14 protein-coding genes are annotated in these 16,275 nt (G+C 73.2%); 10 read left to right on the top strand and 4 right to left on the bottom strand.

What is annotated here, in order from left to right:
- Positions 1–52: 52 nt before the first annotated feature.
- The 3 genes from ADK65_RS35630 to ADK65_RS35620 are packed head-to-tail and all read right to left on the bottom strand — an operon-like array spanning position 53 to position 2,869.
- On the bottom strand, positions 53–1,372 hold the full coding sequence (locus ADK65_RS35630; protein WP_053675650.1) for a coenzyme F420-0:L-glutamate ligase: 1,320 nt from the start codon (positions 1,370–1,372) through the stop codon (positions 53–55).
- Entirely contained in the window at positions 1,369–2,328 is a 960-nt protein-coding gene (gene cofD / locus ADK65_RS35625) for a 2-phospho-L-lactate transferase (protein WP_053675648.1), read from the bottom strand. The genes ADK65_RS35630 and cofD overlap by 4 nt, the downstream gene beginning before the upstream one ends.
- A 34-nt stretch (positions 2,329–2,362) precedes the next feature.
- Positions 2,363–2,869 (bottom strand): cysteine dioxygenase, encoded by a 507-nt coding sequence (locus tag ADK65_RS35620; protein ID WP_053675646.1) that lies wholly within the window; start codon positions 2,867–2,869, stop codon positions 2,363–2,365.
- 657 nt (positions 2,870–3,526) lie between these two features.
- Here ADK65_RS35620 and ADK65_RS35615 point away from each other — a divergent pair.
- The 3 genes from ADK65_RS35615 to ADK65_RS35605 all read left to right on the top strand — a co-directional run bounded on the left by ADK65_RS35615 (position 3,527) and on the right by ADK65_RS35605 (position 9,175).
- Complete coding sequence (locus ADK65_RS35615) at positions 3,527–3,790, top strand: WhiB family transcriptional regulator (RefSeq protein WP_010034659.1); 264 nt, start codon at positions 3,527–3,529, stop codon at positions 3,788–3,790.
- A gap of 163 nt (positions 3,791–3,953) precedes the next feature.
- On the top strand, positions 3,954–7,622 hold the full coding sequence (locus ADK65_RS35610) for a glycosyltransferase family 2 protein (protein WP_078956310.1): 3,669 nt from the start codon (positions 3,954–3,956) through the stop codon (positions 7,620–7,622).
- Positions 7,619–9,175 (top strand): DUF5719 family protein, encoded by a 1,557-nt coding sequence (locus ADK65_RS35605; RefSeq protein ID WP_053675642.1) that lies wholly within the window; start codon positions 7,619–7,621, stop codon positions 9,173–9,175. Before ADK65_RS35610 ends, ADK65_RS35605 begins: the two co-directional genes overlap by 4 nt.
- A 43-nt stretch (positions 9,176–9,218) precedes the next feature.
- Here ADK65_RS35605 and ADK65_RS35600 read toward each other — a convergent pair whose 3' ends face one another.
- Positions 9,219–9,674, bottom strand: coding sequence for a metallopeptidase family protein (locus ADK65_RS35600; protein WP_078956309.1), 456 nt, complete (start codon positions 9,672–9,674; stop codon positions 9,219–9,221).
- 295 nt (positions 9,675–9,969) lie between these two features.
- Between ADK65_RS35600 and ADK65_RS35595 the strand changes: the two genes are divergently transcribed.
- The 7 genes from ADK65_RS35595 to ADK65_RS37790 form a co-directional block, all read left to right on the top strand.
- On the top strand, positions 9,970–10,392 hold the full coding sequence (locus tag ADK65_RS35595; protein WP_053675638.1) for a DUF3499 domain-containing protein: 423 nt from the start codon (positions 9,970–9,972) through the stop codon (positions 10,390–10,392).
- 216 nt (positions 10,393–10,608) lie between these two features.
- On the top strand, positions 10,609–11,973 hold the full coding sequence (locus ADK65_RS35590; protein WP_053675636.1) for a phosphomannomutase/phosphoglucomutase: 1,365 nt from the start codon (positions 10,609–10,611) through the stop codon (positions 11,971–11,973).
- Between the two features lie 69 nt (positions 11,974–12,042).
- Positions 12,043–12,213, top strand: coding sequence for a Trm112 family protein (locus ADK65_RS37795; RefSeq protein ID WP_078956308.1), 171 nt, complete (start codon positions 12,043–12,045; stop codon positions 12,211–12,213).
- Between the two features lie 111 nt (positions 12,214–12,324).
- A complete protein-coding gene (locus ADK65_RS35585; protein ID WP_053675634.1) occupies positions 12,325–13,452 on the top strand; it encodes an SIS domain-containing protein in 1,128 nt (375 codons plus the stop codon).
- A 54-nt stretch (positions 13,453–13,506) separates the two neighbouring features.
- Positions 13,507–14,658, top strand: a complete 1,152-nt coding sequence (manA, locus tag ADK65_RS35580; protein ID WP_053675632.1) for a mannose-6-phosphate isomerase, class I — start codon at positions 13,507–13,509, stop codon at positions 14,656–14,658.
- A gap of 152 nt (positions 14,659–14,810) precedes the next feature.
- Positions 14,811–15,794, top strand: coding sequence for a cation diffusion facilitator family transporter (locus ADK65_RS35575; RefSeq protein WP_053675629.1), 984 nt, complete (start codon positions 14,811–14,813; stop codon positions 15,792–15,794).
- Positions 15,795–16,092: 298 nt separating this feature from the next.
- On the top strand, positions 16,093–16,275 hold a 183-nt coding region (locus ADK65_RS37790), incomplete at its 3' end, for an adenosylhomocysteinase (RefSeq protein ID WP_234353051.1).

The raw sequence follows: 16,275 nt of genomic DNA, 5'->3' as shown, positions 1-16,275 counted from the left end.
CCTGGGATCCGTGAGAAGTGGCCCTACGAGCGTAGGCGCCGCCCGGCTCCTGTCACCGCACCTCGATGAACGCGCCCGCGTCCCGCTCGGGCCGCGGCCGCGGTTCCCCGGCAGGATGCCCGACCGCCACCGCCCCCATCGGATCCCAGTCCGCCGGCAGGTCCAGCACCTCGCGCACCACGTCCCGGCAGAACATCGTCGACGACACCCAGGCTGACCCCAGTCGCTCCCCGGCCAGCGCGACCAGGAAGTTCTGCACGCCGGCGCCGGTGGCGACGACGAACATCTCCCGCTCGGCGGCGTCCCTGCGCGGGTCGCCGTACGTGTGCGAACCGTCCATGACCAGGCAGGGGACGACGAGGCAGGGGGCGTTGCGCAGCACGTCCCCGCGCCGGATCCGCTTGGCGACGGACTCCTCGCTCTTGCCGTCCCGCCGCAGGTCGGCGATCCACGCGTCCCGCATGGCGTCGAGCAGCCGCGTCCGCGACTCCTGCGACTCCAGGAGCACGAACCGCCACGGTGTCGTGTGGTGCGGGGCCGGAGCGGTCACTGCCGCGGCAACGGCCCGCCGCACGGCACCGGCGTCGACGGGCTCGTCCGTGAAGGAGCGGACCGTGCGCCGCTGGGTCACGGCCTGCCGGACCGCCTCGGAGGTGCCGAGGCGGAACATGTCGTCGCGTGCGCCGCGGACCATGGCCCGCGCTCCCTCGCCGTCGTCCCCCCGTGAGACCAGGTGCCCGAGCCCGCGTACCACGGCGACGGGCAGCCCGGAGGCCTTGCCCTTCACGAGGTCGCCGGCGGCGGCGAGTTCGTCGGCGGTGGCGACGACGGTGGCGCTGAGCGGATTGCCGTACGCGTCCGTGCCGCCGCGCAGATCGTCGAGCACACGCACTCCGGCGGCGCCGATCGCGACGTCCGTGAGCCCGGAGCGCCAGGGCCGGCCGAACGTGTCGGTGACCACGACCCCGACGTCCACCCCGAGGGCGTCCCGCAGCCCCTCCCGGATGGCGCGGGCGGAGGCGTCCGGGTCCTCGGGCAGCAACAGCACCGTCCCGGAGGGGGTGTTGGACGCGTCGACCCCGGCCGCGGCCATGACCAGGCCCTGCCGGTTCTCCACGATCCGCAGGGCGCCGCGCCGGGCCACCACCCGGACCGTCTCCGCATCGATCGCCGCCTCCCGGTCGGCGGCCCGGACGATCCGGCCCTCCGCCTTGGACACGATCTTCGAGGTGACCAGCAGCACGTCCCCGTCGGCCAGGCCGGGCCCGGCGGCCGCGATCAGCTTCGCCAGGTCGTCCCCGGCCGTGACCTCCGGTATCCCGCCCAGGGCCCACACCCGGTATCCGGCGTCTTCCCGCGTCCCACCGCTCACGCTCCCCGCACCTCCTCGGCCAGCGCCAGCGCCTCCTGGGCCATCCGCGCGGTCGCGTCGACGTCGCTCATCATCAGCGGCACGGCCCGGCAGCGGATCCCGGCCGCCTCGACCCGCTCCACCGCCCCGGCGTCCACCGAGTCGACGAGCCAGCCGTCCAGCAGGCCCGAGCCGTAGTGCTCGGCCACGGCCGTGGCGGTCGACTCGACGCCCACGGCGGCGAGCACCTTGTCGGCCATGCCCCGCACGGGCGCGTCCCCGACGATCGGGGAGAGGCCGACGACCGGCACCCCGGCGTCGGCGATCGCCTCGCGGATGCCGGGCACGGCGAGGATCGTGCCGATCGACACGACCGGGTTGGACGGAGGGAAGAGGATCACGTCCGCCTCGCCGATGGCCTCCAGCACGCCCGGGGCGGGCTTCGCCTGGTCGGCGCCCACCGGCACGACCGCCCGGGCCGGCACCGAGGCGCGCAGCCGCACCCAGTACTCCTGGAAGTGGATCGCCTTGGTCTCGCCGTCGATCTCGACGGCCACATGGGTCTCGACGCGGTCGTCGGACATGGGGATCAGCCGCACGCCCGGCTTCCAGCGGTCGCACAGCGCCTCCGTCACCGCGCTGAGCGGGTATCCGGCGCCGATCATCTGCGTCCGCACGATGTGCGTGGCGAAGTCGCGGTCGCCCAGGCCGAACCACTCGGGCCCGACGCCGTAGGCCGCGAGCTCCTCCTTGAGGTGGAAGGTCTCGTCGGTACGCCCCCAGCCCTGCTCCTCGTTGATGCCACCGCCGAGCGTGTACATCACCGTGTCGAGGTCCGGGCAGACCTTCAGCCCGAAGAGGTGGATGTCGTCCCCGGTGTTGCCGATGACCGTGATGTCCGCGTCCGGGACGGCCCGCTTCAGACCACGCAGGAACCGGGCACCGCCGATGCCGCCTGCCAGAACCACAATGCGCATGGGAGCAAGTCTCGCAGGCCCCTGCGGCAATCGGTCAGGCAGTCACCACGCCCGGTACGCTCCGGGCCTCGCAGTGCTGAGCGGTGTGCATCGGCATGTCCGTCAGGCCCGGGTAGTACACGTGCAGGCTCACCGCCGGCTCCAGCGCGTCGTTCACGACCTCGTGCACGTACCCCGGCGCGAACACGCGCTGCGCGCCCGCCCGCAACGCGCGCGTGCCCCGCTCCGTGCGCTCGGTCAGCGTGCCGTCCAGGACGGTGAGCACACCGGAGGAGCGGCCGTGGTCGTGCAGCCCGCTGCCCTGCCCCGGCACCCAGGACAGCAGCCACACCTCGTAGCCCGGGCCCGTGCGCAGCCGGTGGTACCAGCGGCTGGTCGCGTCGTAGCGGACGAGGTGCTCCCACTGGGAGCGGTCCTCGGCGATGGAGCGGGCCAGTCCGGCGAACTCGGCGACGGTGGCCGGGTGCTCGCGCGGGGTCTGCAGGAGGTGGGTGACTTCGAGGATGTCGCCGGCGATCTGGAGGTCGCTGTCGCTGTTCATGGGGTGTGTGGTTCCTCAGTGAAAGAAGGTCAGAGGGAACGGCAGCCGAGAGACGGGTGGCTCGGCCTTCAGCTGGAGCAGGTGTGGCTCAACAGCTGGAACAGAGACAGCTACAGCGAGCGCGGGCAGCACCGTGGGACCCGGCGGTGCGGGTCGAGGTGAGTGCCAAGTTCGCGAGCATGCCCACAAGGACACCGGTTCACACCTTCACTGTCAACTCGACACCCGGTATGTGGGACGTGGTTCACCTCATCCGGTCGATCGCTCAGATGAAAGGTTTGTTCATGGCCCGCCCGGGACACATGGCGTCCATCCGGGCGCACAAACCCCGTTGCGTAGTCGTGATCCGACTGTGATCCGTTTCGCTTCGACGTGCGTGTCGGAACGAGATCGAACTCCTTGTCGTCCTTGTTCGTACAGGGCTGCGGGTGGTCCGGCGGAAGAGGTGAGCCCTCGCGGGCTCTATCGGTGTGTCAGGTTTTATGGTGATTTGAACACTTTCCGCATGGGCTTGGTTCCGCAGAGTGAATAAGGGGCTCAATAGCAGATCTCGGCTTGACTCGCCCGGAGCAGCACACTTGTAATTTCACTCGTGTCGTTCAGCCGGAATCGGTAACGGCTAGATCACGGGGACGCGAAGACAGACGAGGGGCGCACATGACCGAGACGGTGCAGCAACTGCTGGTCGACGACGCGGACGAGGAACTCGGCTGGCAGGAGCGCGCGCTGTGCGCCCAGACCGACCCCGAGTCCTTCTTCCCCGAGAAGGGCGGCTCGACCAGGGAGGCCAAGAAGGTCTGCCTCGCCTGCGAGGTCCGCTCCGAGTGCCTCGAGTACGCGCTCGCCAACGACGAGAGATTCGGCATCTGGGGCGGCCTGTCCGAGCGGGAGCGCCGCCGGCTCAAGAAGGCGGCCGTCTGACCCCTCGGCCCGCTGCGTGAACGGCCCGTCGCCCATGGGTTATCCACAGGCGGCGGGCCCTTCGCTGTGCAGCCGATAGTGTGGTCGCTCGTCCGAGACGCCCCGCCGCCCCCACCGGGCGCAGGCGTCCACCGCAGTCCACCGAACCGGGGCCCGTACCTCGATGTCCGTGCACAGCCACCCGGCAGCTTCCCACGACAACGCTGCCGCACCTGAGTTCCCGCGCCATGTGGTGACCGCGGTCCTCGTCTCCCACGACGGCGCCCGCTGGCTGCCCGACGCGCTCGCCGGGCTCCTCGCCCAGGAGCGACCCGTCCAGTACGCGATGGGGGCCGACACCGGCAGTTCGGACGCCTCCGCGCAGCTGGTCACCGACGCGCTCGGCGCCGACCGGGTGCTGCACCTCGCCCGCCGCACCGGCTTCGGCCAGGCCGTCGAGGAGTGCGGCCGCACCGCCCCGGTCCTCACCCCGGACGAGCTGCCGTACCTCAAGCGCCCCAGCGGCTGGGACCCGGTCACGCGCTCGTGGCGGGACGACGCCTACGACCTGCCCGAGCTCCCGCACGGCGAGCCGGTCCAGTGGCTGTGGCTGCTGCATGACGACTGCGCCCCCGCCCCGGACGCCCTGGCCCAGCTGCTGCGGGTCGTGGACAACGAGTACGAACTGGGCCGCGAGGACGTGGCCGTCGTCGGCCCCAAGCTCCGCGGCTGGTACGACCGGCGGCAGTTGCTGGAGGTCGGCGTCTCCATCGCCAACTCCGGCCGCCGCTGGACCGGCCTGGACCGCCGCGAGCAGGACCAGGGCCAGCACGACCACGTCCGGCCCGTGCTGTCGGTGTCCACCGCCGGCATGCTCGTGCGCCGCGACGTCTTCGAACAGCTCGGCGGATTCGACCGGCACCTGCCCCTCATGCGCGACGACGTCGACCTCTGCTGGCGCGCCCACGCGGCCGGATACCGCGTCCTGGTCGCCCCCGAGGCGGTCGTCCGGCACGCCGAGGCGTCCAGCCGCGAGCGCCGTACGGTCGACTGCGTGGGCCGCACCGCGGCCTCCCCGCACAAGGTCGACAAGGCCGGCGCCGTCTACACCCTCCTCGTCAACTCGCGTACGGCCGTGCTCCCCTGGGTGATCCTGCGGATCGTGGTCGGCACCCTGCTGCGCACCGTCGCCTACCTCGTGGGCAAGGTCCCCGGGCAGGCCGTCGACGAGATCCGCGGCCTGATGGGCACACTGCTCCGGCCCGAGCGGATCCTCGCCGGGCGGCGCGGCAGAGGCGCACCCCGGATCGACAAGGGGGAGCTGCGGGCGCTGTTCCCGCCGCCCGGCGCAACGGTCCGCGTCACCGTCGAGCAGGTCGCGGGCAGCCTCGTCGGCCGCTCCGACCCGGAGGCCGCGGCCGGCGCCGGACGGCACGGCAGCGCCGTCGAGTCGGGCCCCGGCGGCGACGACGCCGACTTCCTGGAGATCGAGCAGTTCGCCCGGCTCAAGCGCATCGCGCGCAAACCCGGCCCGGTGCTCTTCCTCGTCCTGTTGCTCGTCTCCCTGGTCGCCTGCCGCCAGCTCCTCGGCGGCGGCGCGCTCGCGGGCGGCGCCCTGCTGCCCGCCCCGGCCGACTCCGCGGAACTGTGGGCGCGTTACCTGGACGCCTGGCACCCGGTGGGCGCCGGCGGCACCTCGTCCGCACCCCCCTACGTCGCGCTCGTGGCGATGCTGGCGTCCCTGCTGTTCGGCTCGACCGGCCTCGCCGTCACCGTCCTGCTCGTGTGCTCGGTCCCGCTGGCCGGCGTCACCGCCTACTTCGCCTCCCGTCCGCTCGTCGAGTCCCGGCTGCTGCGCGCCTGGGCCGCCGTCGTCTACGCCTTCCTGCCCGCCGCCACCGGCGCCCTCGCCGGCGGCCGCATCGGCACCGCCGTCCTGGCCGCGCTGCTGCCGCTCATCGCCCGCGCGGCCATCGCGGCCGGAGGCCTGACGAACTCCACCGGAGCGCGTGGCAGCTGGCGGGCGACCTGGGCATACGCGCTGCTGCTGACCATCACCACCGCGTTCACGCCGATCGTGTGGCCCCTCGCGCTGCTCCTCGGCATCGGACTGCTCGTGCTGCGCCGGAGCGACATGACGGCCTACGGGCTGCGGTTCCTCGCCCAGCTCGGCACACCCCTGCTGCTCTTGGCGCCCTGGTCGCTGACCCTGCTCCCGTTCGGCTTCTTCACGGAAGCGGGCCTCGCGTACGGCCCCTCGGCCGCCTCCCCCCTCGACCTGCTCGGCGCCAGCCCCGGCGGCCCGGGCACCGTCAGCGGCCTCATGCTCATCGGCATCGTGCTCGCCGCCCTCGCCGCCCTGCTGCGCTCGGAACGCCAGGCGGGCATCCGGACGGCCTGGGCGGTCGCCCTGACCGGTTTCGTCTTCGCGGTCCTGTCCAACAGCTCCACCTGGGCCGGACCGGCGACCCTCGTCTACGGCATCGCCCTCCTGGCCGCCGCCGCGCTGGGCGCCGACGGGGCACGCGCGCGCGTGGCCGAGCAGAGCTTCGGCTGGCGCCAGCCGGTCGCCGTGCTGATCGCCTTCGCCTCGGCCGCGGGCCCCCTGCTCATTGCCGCCGGCTGGATGATCCGCGGCGCCGACAACCCCCTGGAGCGACGCGACCCGACCCAGGTCCCCGCGTTCGTCGCCGAGGAGAGCAGCACCCGCGACCAGGCCCGCACCCTCGTCCTCGACAGCGACTCCGCCGCCCGCGTCGGCTACATGCTGGTCCGCGGCTCCGGCGCCCGTCTCGGCGACGGCGAGATCGCCGCGGCCGACGGCGAGAACAGCGGGCTCGACAAGGTCGTAGCCAACCTGGTCGCGGGCTCCGGCGCCGACCAGGCCGACCAGCTCGGCGGCTTCGCCGTGCGCTACATCCTGGTCCACCGGGGCGCGCCCCGCGAAGTCACCCGCGTCCTGGACGCCACACCCGGCCTGAGCCGGCTCAGCCAGCAGGCCGGCGGCGCCCTGTGGCGCGTCAACCGCGAAGTCGCGCGCGCCACCATCGTCCCCGCCTCCGGCGCCGGTACCCCGCAGCCGGTCGCCGCCGGGCCCGTCGACATCCACACCACGATCCCGGCCGGCGCGGCCGGACGCGTGCTGCGCCTCGCCGACTCCGCCTCCGACGGCTGGACCGCCACGCTCGACGGCAAGCCGCTGACCCGCACCACGGTCGACGGCTGGGCCCAGGGCTTCCGGCTCCCCGCCACCGGCGGCACGCTGGACGTCACCTACGACGACCCGGTCGGCCACACGGCCTGGCTGTGGGCGCAGGGCCTCCTCGCGCTCGTCCTCGTGGTGCTCGCCCTGCCCGGCCGGCGTCGCGACATCGACGACGACCTCCCCGACGAGCCGGCGGCCCCGGCCGAGGCCGTCACCGGCGAGGGCCGCCGCGCCCGCCGTCTGCGTGCCCAGGCGGAGGCCGAGTCCGAGGAGGCCGCCGCCCCCGAGGAGTTCGAGCCCCCGCAGCCCCAGCAGCCCCCGGCGGCGGTGCCCCAGCAGCAGAACCACGGCCAGTGGGACGACGCCGGCTACCAGGGCGGCGGCGCGTACGCGGGCTACGGCGACCCGTACCAGAACGCCCCGTACCCGGCGGACGCCTACGGGCAGCACTACCAGCCGGACCCGTACCAGGGCGGCCAGTACGACCCGTACGCCTACGGCGGCCAGGGCCAGACCCCGTCCTACGGCGGGCAGGGATACGACCAGGCCTACGACCACGGCCAGGGCTACGGCACGCCGTACGACCCGGAGCAGCAGCACCACCCCCACGGCACGGGCAGTGAGCGTCCCGACGGGAGCCAGCAGTGAACCGCACCACCCTGTCCCTGATCGCCGGCACGACCGCGCTCGCCGCCGTCACCGGCTTCGCCGCACTGTCCGCTCCGGACGACACCCCCGGCCCGGACACCGCCAAAGCGGCCGCCCAACTGCCCGTGGAGCGCACGAGCCTGCTGTGCCCGGCGCCCAGCACGTCCGACCTCGCCGAGACGTCCTACACCTCCTTCACGCCCGTTACGAAGGGCACCGGGAGCGGCGGCAAGGCCGAACTCGACGCGGCCACAGAGGAGTCGGCGGACGCGCCGCCCGACGGCAAGGGCACGGGTGACGGCAAGTCCGGTGGCAGGGACGGCGGCAAGGAAGGCGGGAAGTCCGGCAAGGACAAGCCCGCCGAGCCCGTGCTGACACCCAAGGAGCCCGGCAAGCCGGTCACCGGCGACAGCTCCGGCGGCGATGCGCCCGCGCTCGTCGGGACTGCGGACGGCAGGTTCGCGCCCGGCTGGACCGTCCAGGAGACCACCGAGGTCGCCGCGGGCACCGGGCGCGGCCTGCAGGGCGTCAACTGCGCCGCCCCGGACACCGACTTCTGGTTCCCGGGCGCCAGTACGCAAGCCGACCGCACCGACTACGTCCACCTGACGAACCCGGACGACTCGGCCGCCGTGGTCGACATCGAGCTCTACGGCAAGGACGGCGCCCTGAAGTCCACGGTGGGGGAGGGCATCACGGTCCCGCCGCACGCCTCCGAGCCGGTCCTGCTGTCCACCCTCACCGACGAGCGGCAGACCGACCTCACCGTGCACGTCAACGTCCGCAGCGGACGCCTCGGCGCCGCCGTGCAGGCCCTGGACGACAAGCTCGGCGGCGACTGGCTGCCCGCGTCCACGGACCCGTCGGGCAGCCTGGTCCTGCCCGGCATCCCCAAGGACGCCACCTCCGTGCACCTGGTCGCCTTCGCCCCCGGCGACGCCGACGCGGACCTCAAGGTGCGCCTCGCCTCCCCCTCCGGGCTCATCACCCCGGCCGGACACGAGACCGTGCACGTCAAGGGCGGCATGACGACCGCCACCGACCTGGGCGACGTCACCCGCGGCGAGGCGGGCTCCCTGGTACTGACCCCGACGGACCGGTCCGTGCCGGTCGTGGCGGCCCTGCGGGTCGTGCGCGGCAAGGGCGGCAAGCAGGAGACGGCGTTCATCCCGGCCACCCGCCCGGTCGGCACCCGCGCGACGTCCGCCGACAACAGCGGCAAGGGCAGCACCCTGTCCCTGACGGCCCCCGGCGCCGCCGCCACGGTCAAGGTCACCGCCTCGGCCGGCAGCGAGGGCGGCACACCGGTGTCGAAGACGTACACGATCAAGGCCGGCACGACCCAGGACATCGAGCCCCCGGTCCCCGGCGGCCTCAAGGGCACCTACGCGCTCACGGTCGAGCCGGTCTCCGGCGGCCCGGTCTACGGGGCCCGCACCCTGGCGGCTGACGAGGACGGCGTCCCGGCCTTCACCGTGCAGACATTGCCGGACGACAGGGGGACGGTGGCCGTACCGAAGGCGGACGAGGACCTGTCGGTGCTCCAGAAATAGGCCGGCGGTCGCTCCGGAGGCAGGCGGAGGCAGGCCGGCCGTCTCAGCCCTGGTCCTCGCCGTACCTCGGATCCACCGTCTCCGGCGTCAGCCCGAGGAGCTCGGCGACCTGCTCGACGACGACCTCGTGCACCAGCGCGGCCCGCTCGTCGCGCCCCTTGGTGCGGATCTCGACCGGCCGCCGGTAGACGACCACCCGGGCGGGGCGGCCGTCGCGCGCGCTGATCGTGCCCCCGAGCGGGACGGCCTCGTCGTTCCACGCCTGGCCCGGCCCGTCGAGCCGCGGCACCTCGAGGACCAGGAAGTCGATGTCCGCGAGCTGCGGCCACCGCCGCTCCAGGCGTTCCACGGAGTCCTGCACCAGATCGGCGAACGCCTCCGCGCGGCTCGCGGCGAGCGGCACCTGCGGCGGCGCGATCGGGCCGCGCATGCCCCGCCCGTGGCGATCACGGCGGCGGGGCCCGGGGGCGGCGACACGGGGCGTTACGGGCTTGTCCATCACTGGTGAAGGGTAGTCCCCGCCGCGCCCCCACGCCCGGCACCGCACGGCGGCAGGGGCGGCTTCCGGCCGCCGCCCTGCGGCATGTCGTTACATGACCATTCAAGCCAAGGTTGGGCTCAAATCCGTATCCCGACGAGAGCTGCGCCCTCACGGTATTTGAGGGTTTTGTGATAACTCTTGATCGCATGCGGGGGCGATCTCCATCTCGGGCGCCGATGTCCTGGCAGGTCAGGAAGGTGCGCCCAAAGGGGTGTGTGCGGCGTTTCACAGCACGACACGGGGGAGTGACCTGGTGGAGAGTCGTCGCGGCCCGCTCAAGAGTGCGGTACCGTCCAACGTCGTGAGCCCTGTACGTCGCTGTTCGCGCACCGCCTGCGGCCGTCCCGCCGTCGCGACGCTGACGTACGTCTACGCCGACTCGACCGCGGTCCTCGGCCCGCTCGCCACCTACGCCGAACCCCACTGCTACGACCTGTGCGCCGAGCACTCCGAGCGCCTCACCGCCCCGCGCGGCTGGGAGGTCGTCCGGCTCCTCGACGGTTCGGCCCCGGCCCGCCCCAGCGGCGACGACCTGGAAGCGCTCGCCAACGCCGTGCGCGAGGCGGCCCGTCCGCAGGAGCGGGCGGCCGAAGCCGGCGGCGCGGGCCGCGGCGCCGACCCGAGGGAAGTCGCGCGGCGCGGCCACCTGCGGGTCCTGCGATCGCCCGACAACTGACCCCACCAGGGCCGCCGTCTGCGCCCACCCACGCCGTGAAGCCGAGGTCCCTTGTCGGTGCCGCGCCTGGTCGTGGCCGGCCAGACCCCCGCCCCGAACGTGATGCTGCCCTGACCTGAGGTTACGGCTGGGAGTCCTCTCGGCGTCCGCCCGTCGCGTCGCCGATGGGCGAAGGTAGTTTGTGCGGACCGACATACTTTTTCAGGAAGGCTGGCCGTGGCTGCTGATCTGTCGCAGGTCGTGAAGGCGTACGACGTCCGCGGGCTCGTCCCCGACCAGTGGGACGAGTCCCTGGCCGAGCTCTTCGGGGCGGCCTTCGTACGGGTCACCGGCGCGAGCGCCATCACGACCGGGCACGACATGCGCCCCTCCTCCCCGGGCCTGTCGCGGGCCTTCGCGCGCGGGGCGGCAGCCCTGGGCGCCGACGTGACGGAGATCGGCCTGTGCTCGACGGACCAGCTGTACTACGCCTCGGGCGCCCTGAACCTGCCGGGCGCCATGTTCACCGCCTCCCACAACCCCGCGCAGTACAACGGCATCAAGATGTGCCGCTCGGGCGCCGCTCCCGTCGGGCAGGACACCGGCCTCGTGCAGATCCGTGAACTCGTCGAGCGCTGGAGCGAGTCGGGCGCGCCGGAGCCGGCCGCGCGGGCGGGCACGGTCACCGGCCGCGACACGCTGTCGGACTACGCGGCCCATCTGCGCTCCCTGGTCGACCTGACCGCCATCCGCCCCCTGAAGGTCGTCGTCGACGCCGGCAACGGCATGGGCGGGCACACCGTCCCCGAGGTCTTCGCCGGCCTGCCCCTGACCCTGGTGCCGATGTACTTCGAGCTCGACGGCACCTTCCCCAACCACGAGGCCAACCCCCTCGACCCGGCCAACCTCGTCGACCTGCAGAAGCGGGTGCGCGAGGAGGGCGCCGACCTGGGCCTCGCCTTCGACGGCGACGCCGACCGCTGCTTCGTCGTCGACGAGCGCGGCGAGCCGGTCTCCCCGTCCGCGATCACCGCCCTGGTCGCCTCCCGAGAACTGGCCCGGCACGGCGGCAAGGGCACGGTCATCCACAACCTGATCACGTCCTGGTCGGTGCCCGAGGTCGTCGAGGAGAACGGCGGCAGCCCGGTCCGCACGCGCGTGGGTCACTCCTTCATCAAGGCCGAGATGGCCCGCACCGGCGCGATCTTCGGCGGCGAGCACTCCGCCCACTACTACTTCCGCGACTTCTGGAACGCCGACACGGGCATGCTGGCCGCCCTGCACGTCCTCGCGGCCCTCGGCGGCCAGGACGGCTCCCTGTCCGCCCTCGTCGCCCAGTACGACCGCTACGCGGGCTCCGGCGAGATCAACTCCACGGTCGCCGACCAGCAGGCCAGCCTCGCCGCCATCCGTTCCGCGTACGGCAGCCGCGAGGGCGTCACCCTCGACGAGCTCGACGGCCTCACCGTCTCCTGCGCCGACTGGTGGTTCAACGTCCGCCCCTCCAACACGGAGCCGCTGCTGCGCCTGAACGCGGAGGCGAGGGACGCCCGGACGATGGCCCGGGTACGGGACGAGGTACTGGGGATCATCAGGGGCTGAGGCCCCGTCCCCACCGGCGGTAATCTGACCAGGCACGACCCCAAGCGCCCACACCCCCGGAGAAGCCCCATGCCCCTCGAATCCGGCCTCCTCGAGATCCTCGCCTGCCCGGCCTGCCACTCCGCCCTCACGGAACAGGACACCGAGCTGATCTGCACCGGCGCCGACTGCGGCCTGGCCTACCCCGTCCGCGACGGCATCCCCGTCCTGCTCGTCGACGAGGCCCGCCGCCCCGCGTGAGGGCCGGGTGCGCACGCACCCGAGCGACACCCCGGTGCACATGACCCCGGGCCCAGCGGGCACGATCCAGGACACCTCACAACGGACCCCGGCGATGGGAAGCTGCCGCCCATGCTCGACGAATCGCTGCTCGACTCTCCGGAGGGCCTCGCCGAGGCCGACCACCGCGGGCTGCTCCGCGGCGCCGCCGAAGCCGGCGCCCGCGTACGCACCGCCGCCCGCCACGCCGCGGAGGCGGGCGTCCACGACCTCAAGCCGGACGGCCGCCCCCGCGCGGTCCTCATCGCCGGCCCGGGTGCCGCCGCCACCCACGCCGCCGACCTGATCGGCACGCTCGCCGGCGCCGGCAGCCCGGTCACCCGCCTCGCCCCCACCGGCGTAGCCCCGGCCGCAGGCGCCCTGCGCTGGGAACTGCCCGGCTGGGCCGGCTCCGTGGACCTCCTGCTGATCACCACCCCCGACGGCACCGAACCCGGCCTGTCGCTCCTCGCCGAGCAGGCGTATCGCCGGGGCTGCAGCGTCGTCGCCGTGGCCCCCGCCCGTACCCCGCTCGCCGAAGCCGTCGCCGGCGCGCACGGCCTGTTCGTCCCCATGGCGACCGCCCCCTACGACCAGGACGAGCCCTTCGCCGCGTCGGCCCCCGGCGTCCTGTGGGCCCTGCTTACCCCGCTGCTGGCGCTCCTGGACCGCACCGGCGTGCTCGCCGCCCCGCCGGACGCCCTCGGCAAGGTCGCCGACCGGCTCGACCGCGTCGCCGAACGCTGCGGCCCGGCCATCGCCACGTACAGCAACGCCGCCAAGACCCTGGCCGCCGAACTGGCCGACGCGCTGCCCCTCGTCTGGACCGAAGGCACCTCGGCGGGTCCCGCGGGCCGCCGCTTCGCCGCCGCCCTCGCCGAGCTGTCCGGCACCCCCGCCGTCGTCGCAGAACTCCCCGAGGCCCTCGCCGCCCACGGTGCCCTGCTCGCCGGCCCCCTGGCCGCCAGCGCCGACCCCGACGACTTCTTCCGCGACCGCGTCGAGGAACCACCCGCCCTGCACGCGCGCGTGGTGCTGCTGCGCGACCGCCCCATCGGCGGCCTCACCGCCGCACCCGGCGCCCGCGACCTCGCCCTCAGCCACGACACACCGATCAGCGAGCTCGAACCGGAGGCGGGCGGCGAACTGGAGACCCTCGCGGAACTGATCGCCATCACGGATTTCGCCGCCGTTTACCTGGCGCTCGCTTCGAGGGCCTGATCTTGCCCGGGAGACCCTGACGCGCCCGCCCCCGCACCACGCAGAGAGAACCCCATGGACCGCCTCGACAACACCATCCGCCCCTACGCCTGGGGATCCACGACCGCCATCCCGCAGCTGCTCGGCGTCGAACCGACCGGCCGGCCGCAGGCGGAGATGTGGATGGGCGCCCACCCTGGCGCACCCTCGCGCACCGGCCGGGGCACGCTCGTCGAGGTCGTCGACGCCGACCCGGAGAAGGAACTCGGGCCCGCCGCCGTGGCCAGGTTCGGCCCGAGGCTGCCCTTCCTCCTCAAGATCCTCGCCGCGGGCGCCCCGCTCTCCCTCCAGGTCCACCCCGACCTCGTCCAGGCGCAGGAGGGTTACGCGGACGAGGAGCGGCGCGGCATCCCGGTGGACGCCCCGCACCGCAACTACAAGGACGCCAACCACAAGCCCGAACTGATCTGCGCCCTCACCGAGTTCGACGGCCTGTGCGGCTTCCGCGCCCCCCTGGCGGCAGCGGCTCTCCTCGACGACCTCGGGGTCGACTCCCTCAAGCCCTACGTCGACCTGCTGCACGCCCACCCCGAGGACGCCGCCCTGCGCGAGGTCCTCACCGCGATCCTCACCGCCGACCCCGACGAGATGTCCCGCACGGTCAACGAGACGGCGACCGCCTGCACCCGCCTCGGCGGCGCCTACGCCCCCTACGCCGACATCGCCCACCACTACCCGGGCGACCCGGGCGTCCTCGCCGCGATGCTGCTGAACCACGTCCGGCTCCAGCCCGGCGAGGCTCTCTACCTCGGCGCCGGCGTCCCGCACGCCTACCTGAACGGCCTCGGCGTGGAGATCATGGCCAACTCCGACAACGTCCTGCGCTGCGGCCTCACCCCCAAGCACGTCGACGTCCCCGAACTGCTGCGCATCGTCCGCTTCCTCCCCGGCGACCCCGGCGTCCTGCGCCCCGAGGCCTCCCCGGACGGCGAGGAGGTCTACGAGACCCCCATCGACGAGTTCCGCCTCTCCCGCTACGTCCTCCCCGAGGCGGGCGCCGCCCACGACCTCACCCGCCCGACCCCGCAGATCCTGCTCTGCACGGCCGGCACCGTCCGGGCCGGCGAACACGACCTCACCCCCGGCGCGTCCGTCTTCGTCCCCGCCGGAGAAAAGGCCGAAGTGTCCGGAACGGGAACGCTTTTCCGGGCCACCGTCGTCACCTGACCGTTTCGAAGACCCCGTGCTGGTGACCTGACTCACCGCTCTCACGGCAGGCTGCAACAATGGCCCACCGTCAAGCACGGGCAAAGCCACGGGCGCGCACCAAGGCGGTCGCCCGGGCCCTGGAACGGCGTACGAAGGGACAACGCGGACATATGAGCGCGTCAGGCGGAACCAAGGCGATCGTGGCGGCACTGGCCGCCAACCTCGCCATCGCGGTAGCGAAGTTCGTGGCGTTCCTCTTCAGCGGCTCGTCGTCGATGCTCGCCGAGTCCGTGCACTCCGTCGCCGACTCCGGCAACCAGGCACTGCTCCTGGTCGGCGGCAAGAAGGCCAAGCGCGAGGCCACCCCGGAACACCCCTTCGGTTACGGCCGCGAGCGCTACATCTACGCCTTCCTCGTCTCCATCGTGCTCTTCTCGGTCGGTGGCATGTTCGCCCTCTATGAGGGCTACGAGAAGATCAAGCACCCCCACGAGCTGACCCACTGGTACTGGCCCGTCGGCGTCCTGGTCTTTGCGATCATCGCCGAGGGCTTCTCCTTCCGCACGGCCATCAAGGAGTCCAACACCCTGCGGGGCAAGCGCTCTTGGAAGGACTTCGTCCGCCACGCCAAGGCCCCCGAGCTCCCGGTCGTCCTCCTGGAGGACCTCGGCGCCCTCGTCGGCCTGGTCCTCGCCCTCGGCGGCGTCGGCCTCGCCCTCCTGACCGGCGAGAGCGTCTGGGACGGCATCGGCACCCTCTGCATCGGCGTCCTGCTCATCCTGATCGCCCTCGTCCTCGCCGCCGAGACCAAGTCCCTGCTGCTCGGCGAGTCCGCCGGCGCCGAGGAGACCCGGAAGATCGAGGCCGCAGTCGTGGACGGTGACACGGTCACCCGCATCATCCACATGCGCACGCTCCACCTCGGCCCCGAGGAACTCCTCGTCGCCGCCAAGATCGCCGTTCAGCACGACGACACGGCCACCGAGATCGCCGCCGCCATCGACGCAGCCGAGGCCCGCATCCGCGACGCCGTCCCGATCGCCCGCGTGATCTACCTGGAGCCGGACATCTACAGCGAGAAGGAAGCGGCCAAGGGCCCCGACCCCGAGGCATCCCCGGGCGGCCCCGCCCCTCACCCCACCGACGAGCACTGACCTTCCCGCTCCGGCCCACGGGGCCCGCCGAACCACTCGGCGGGCCCCGCCCGCTTTCCCGGCCCCACCACCCCGCCCGACGTCCGGCCCGTCCTCCGGTCCGACACATGATCGGCTCGATGTGTTCGCCCACGGACTGGGGATCGCACCCGCGCCCGGTGTAGCTTGGGACGGAGCCAGACGTCGCTGCTGATGGCGGTCGGGCGGTCCCGAAGCGGACCGGCCGAGGGAGAGAGGGCCTCCGACGGACTGCGCTGCGCGTACGCGGGCATGCCTGTGTCCTCTTCCGGGCACCCCTGTGTCCGCCGCCGCGCAGACCAGCCGTACCCACCCTCGACCCACACCCGAGGAGCAGCTCGCAATGACGACTGTCGAGAACCGACAGGACTTCAAGGTCGCCGACCTGTCCCTGGCCGCGTTCGGCCGCAAGGAGATCACCCTCGCCGAGCACGAGATGCCGGGCCTGATGGCGATCCGCAAG

The organism is Streptomyces sp. NRRL B-1140, from assembly GCF_001280065.1.
GTDB lineage: Bacteria > Actinomycetota > Actinomycetes > Streptomycetales > Streptomycetaceae > Streptomyces.
The sequence above is the reverse complement of the archived record's forward strand: the minus strand, read 5'-3'. Positions and strand labels throughout refer to the sequence as shown.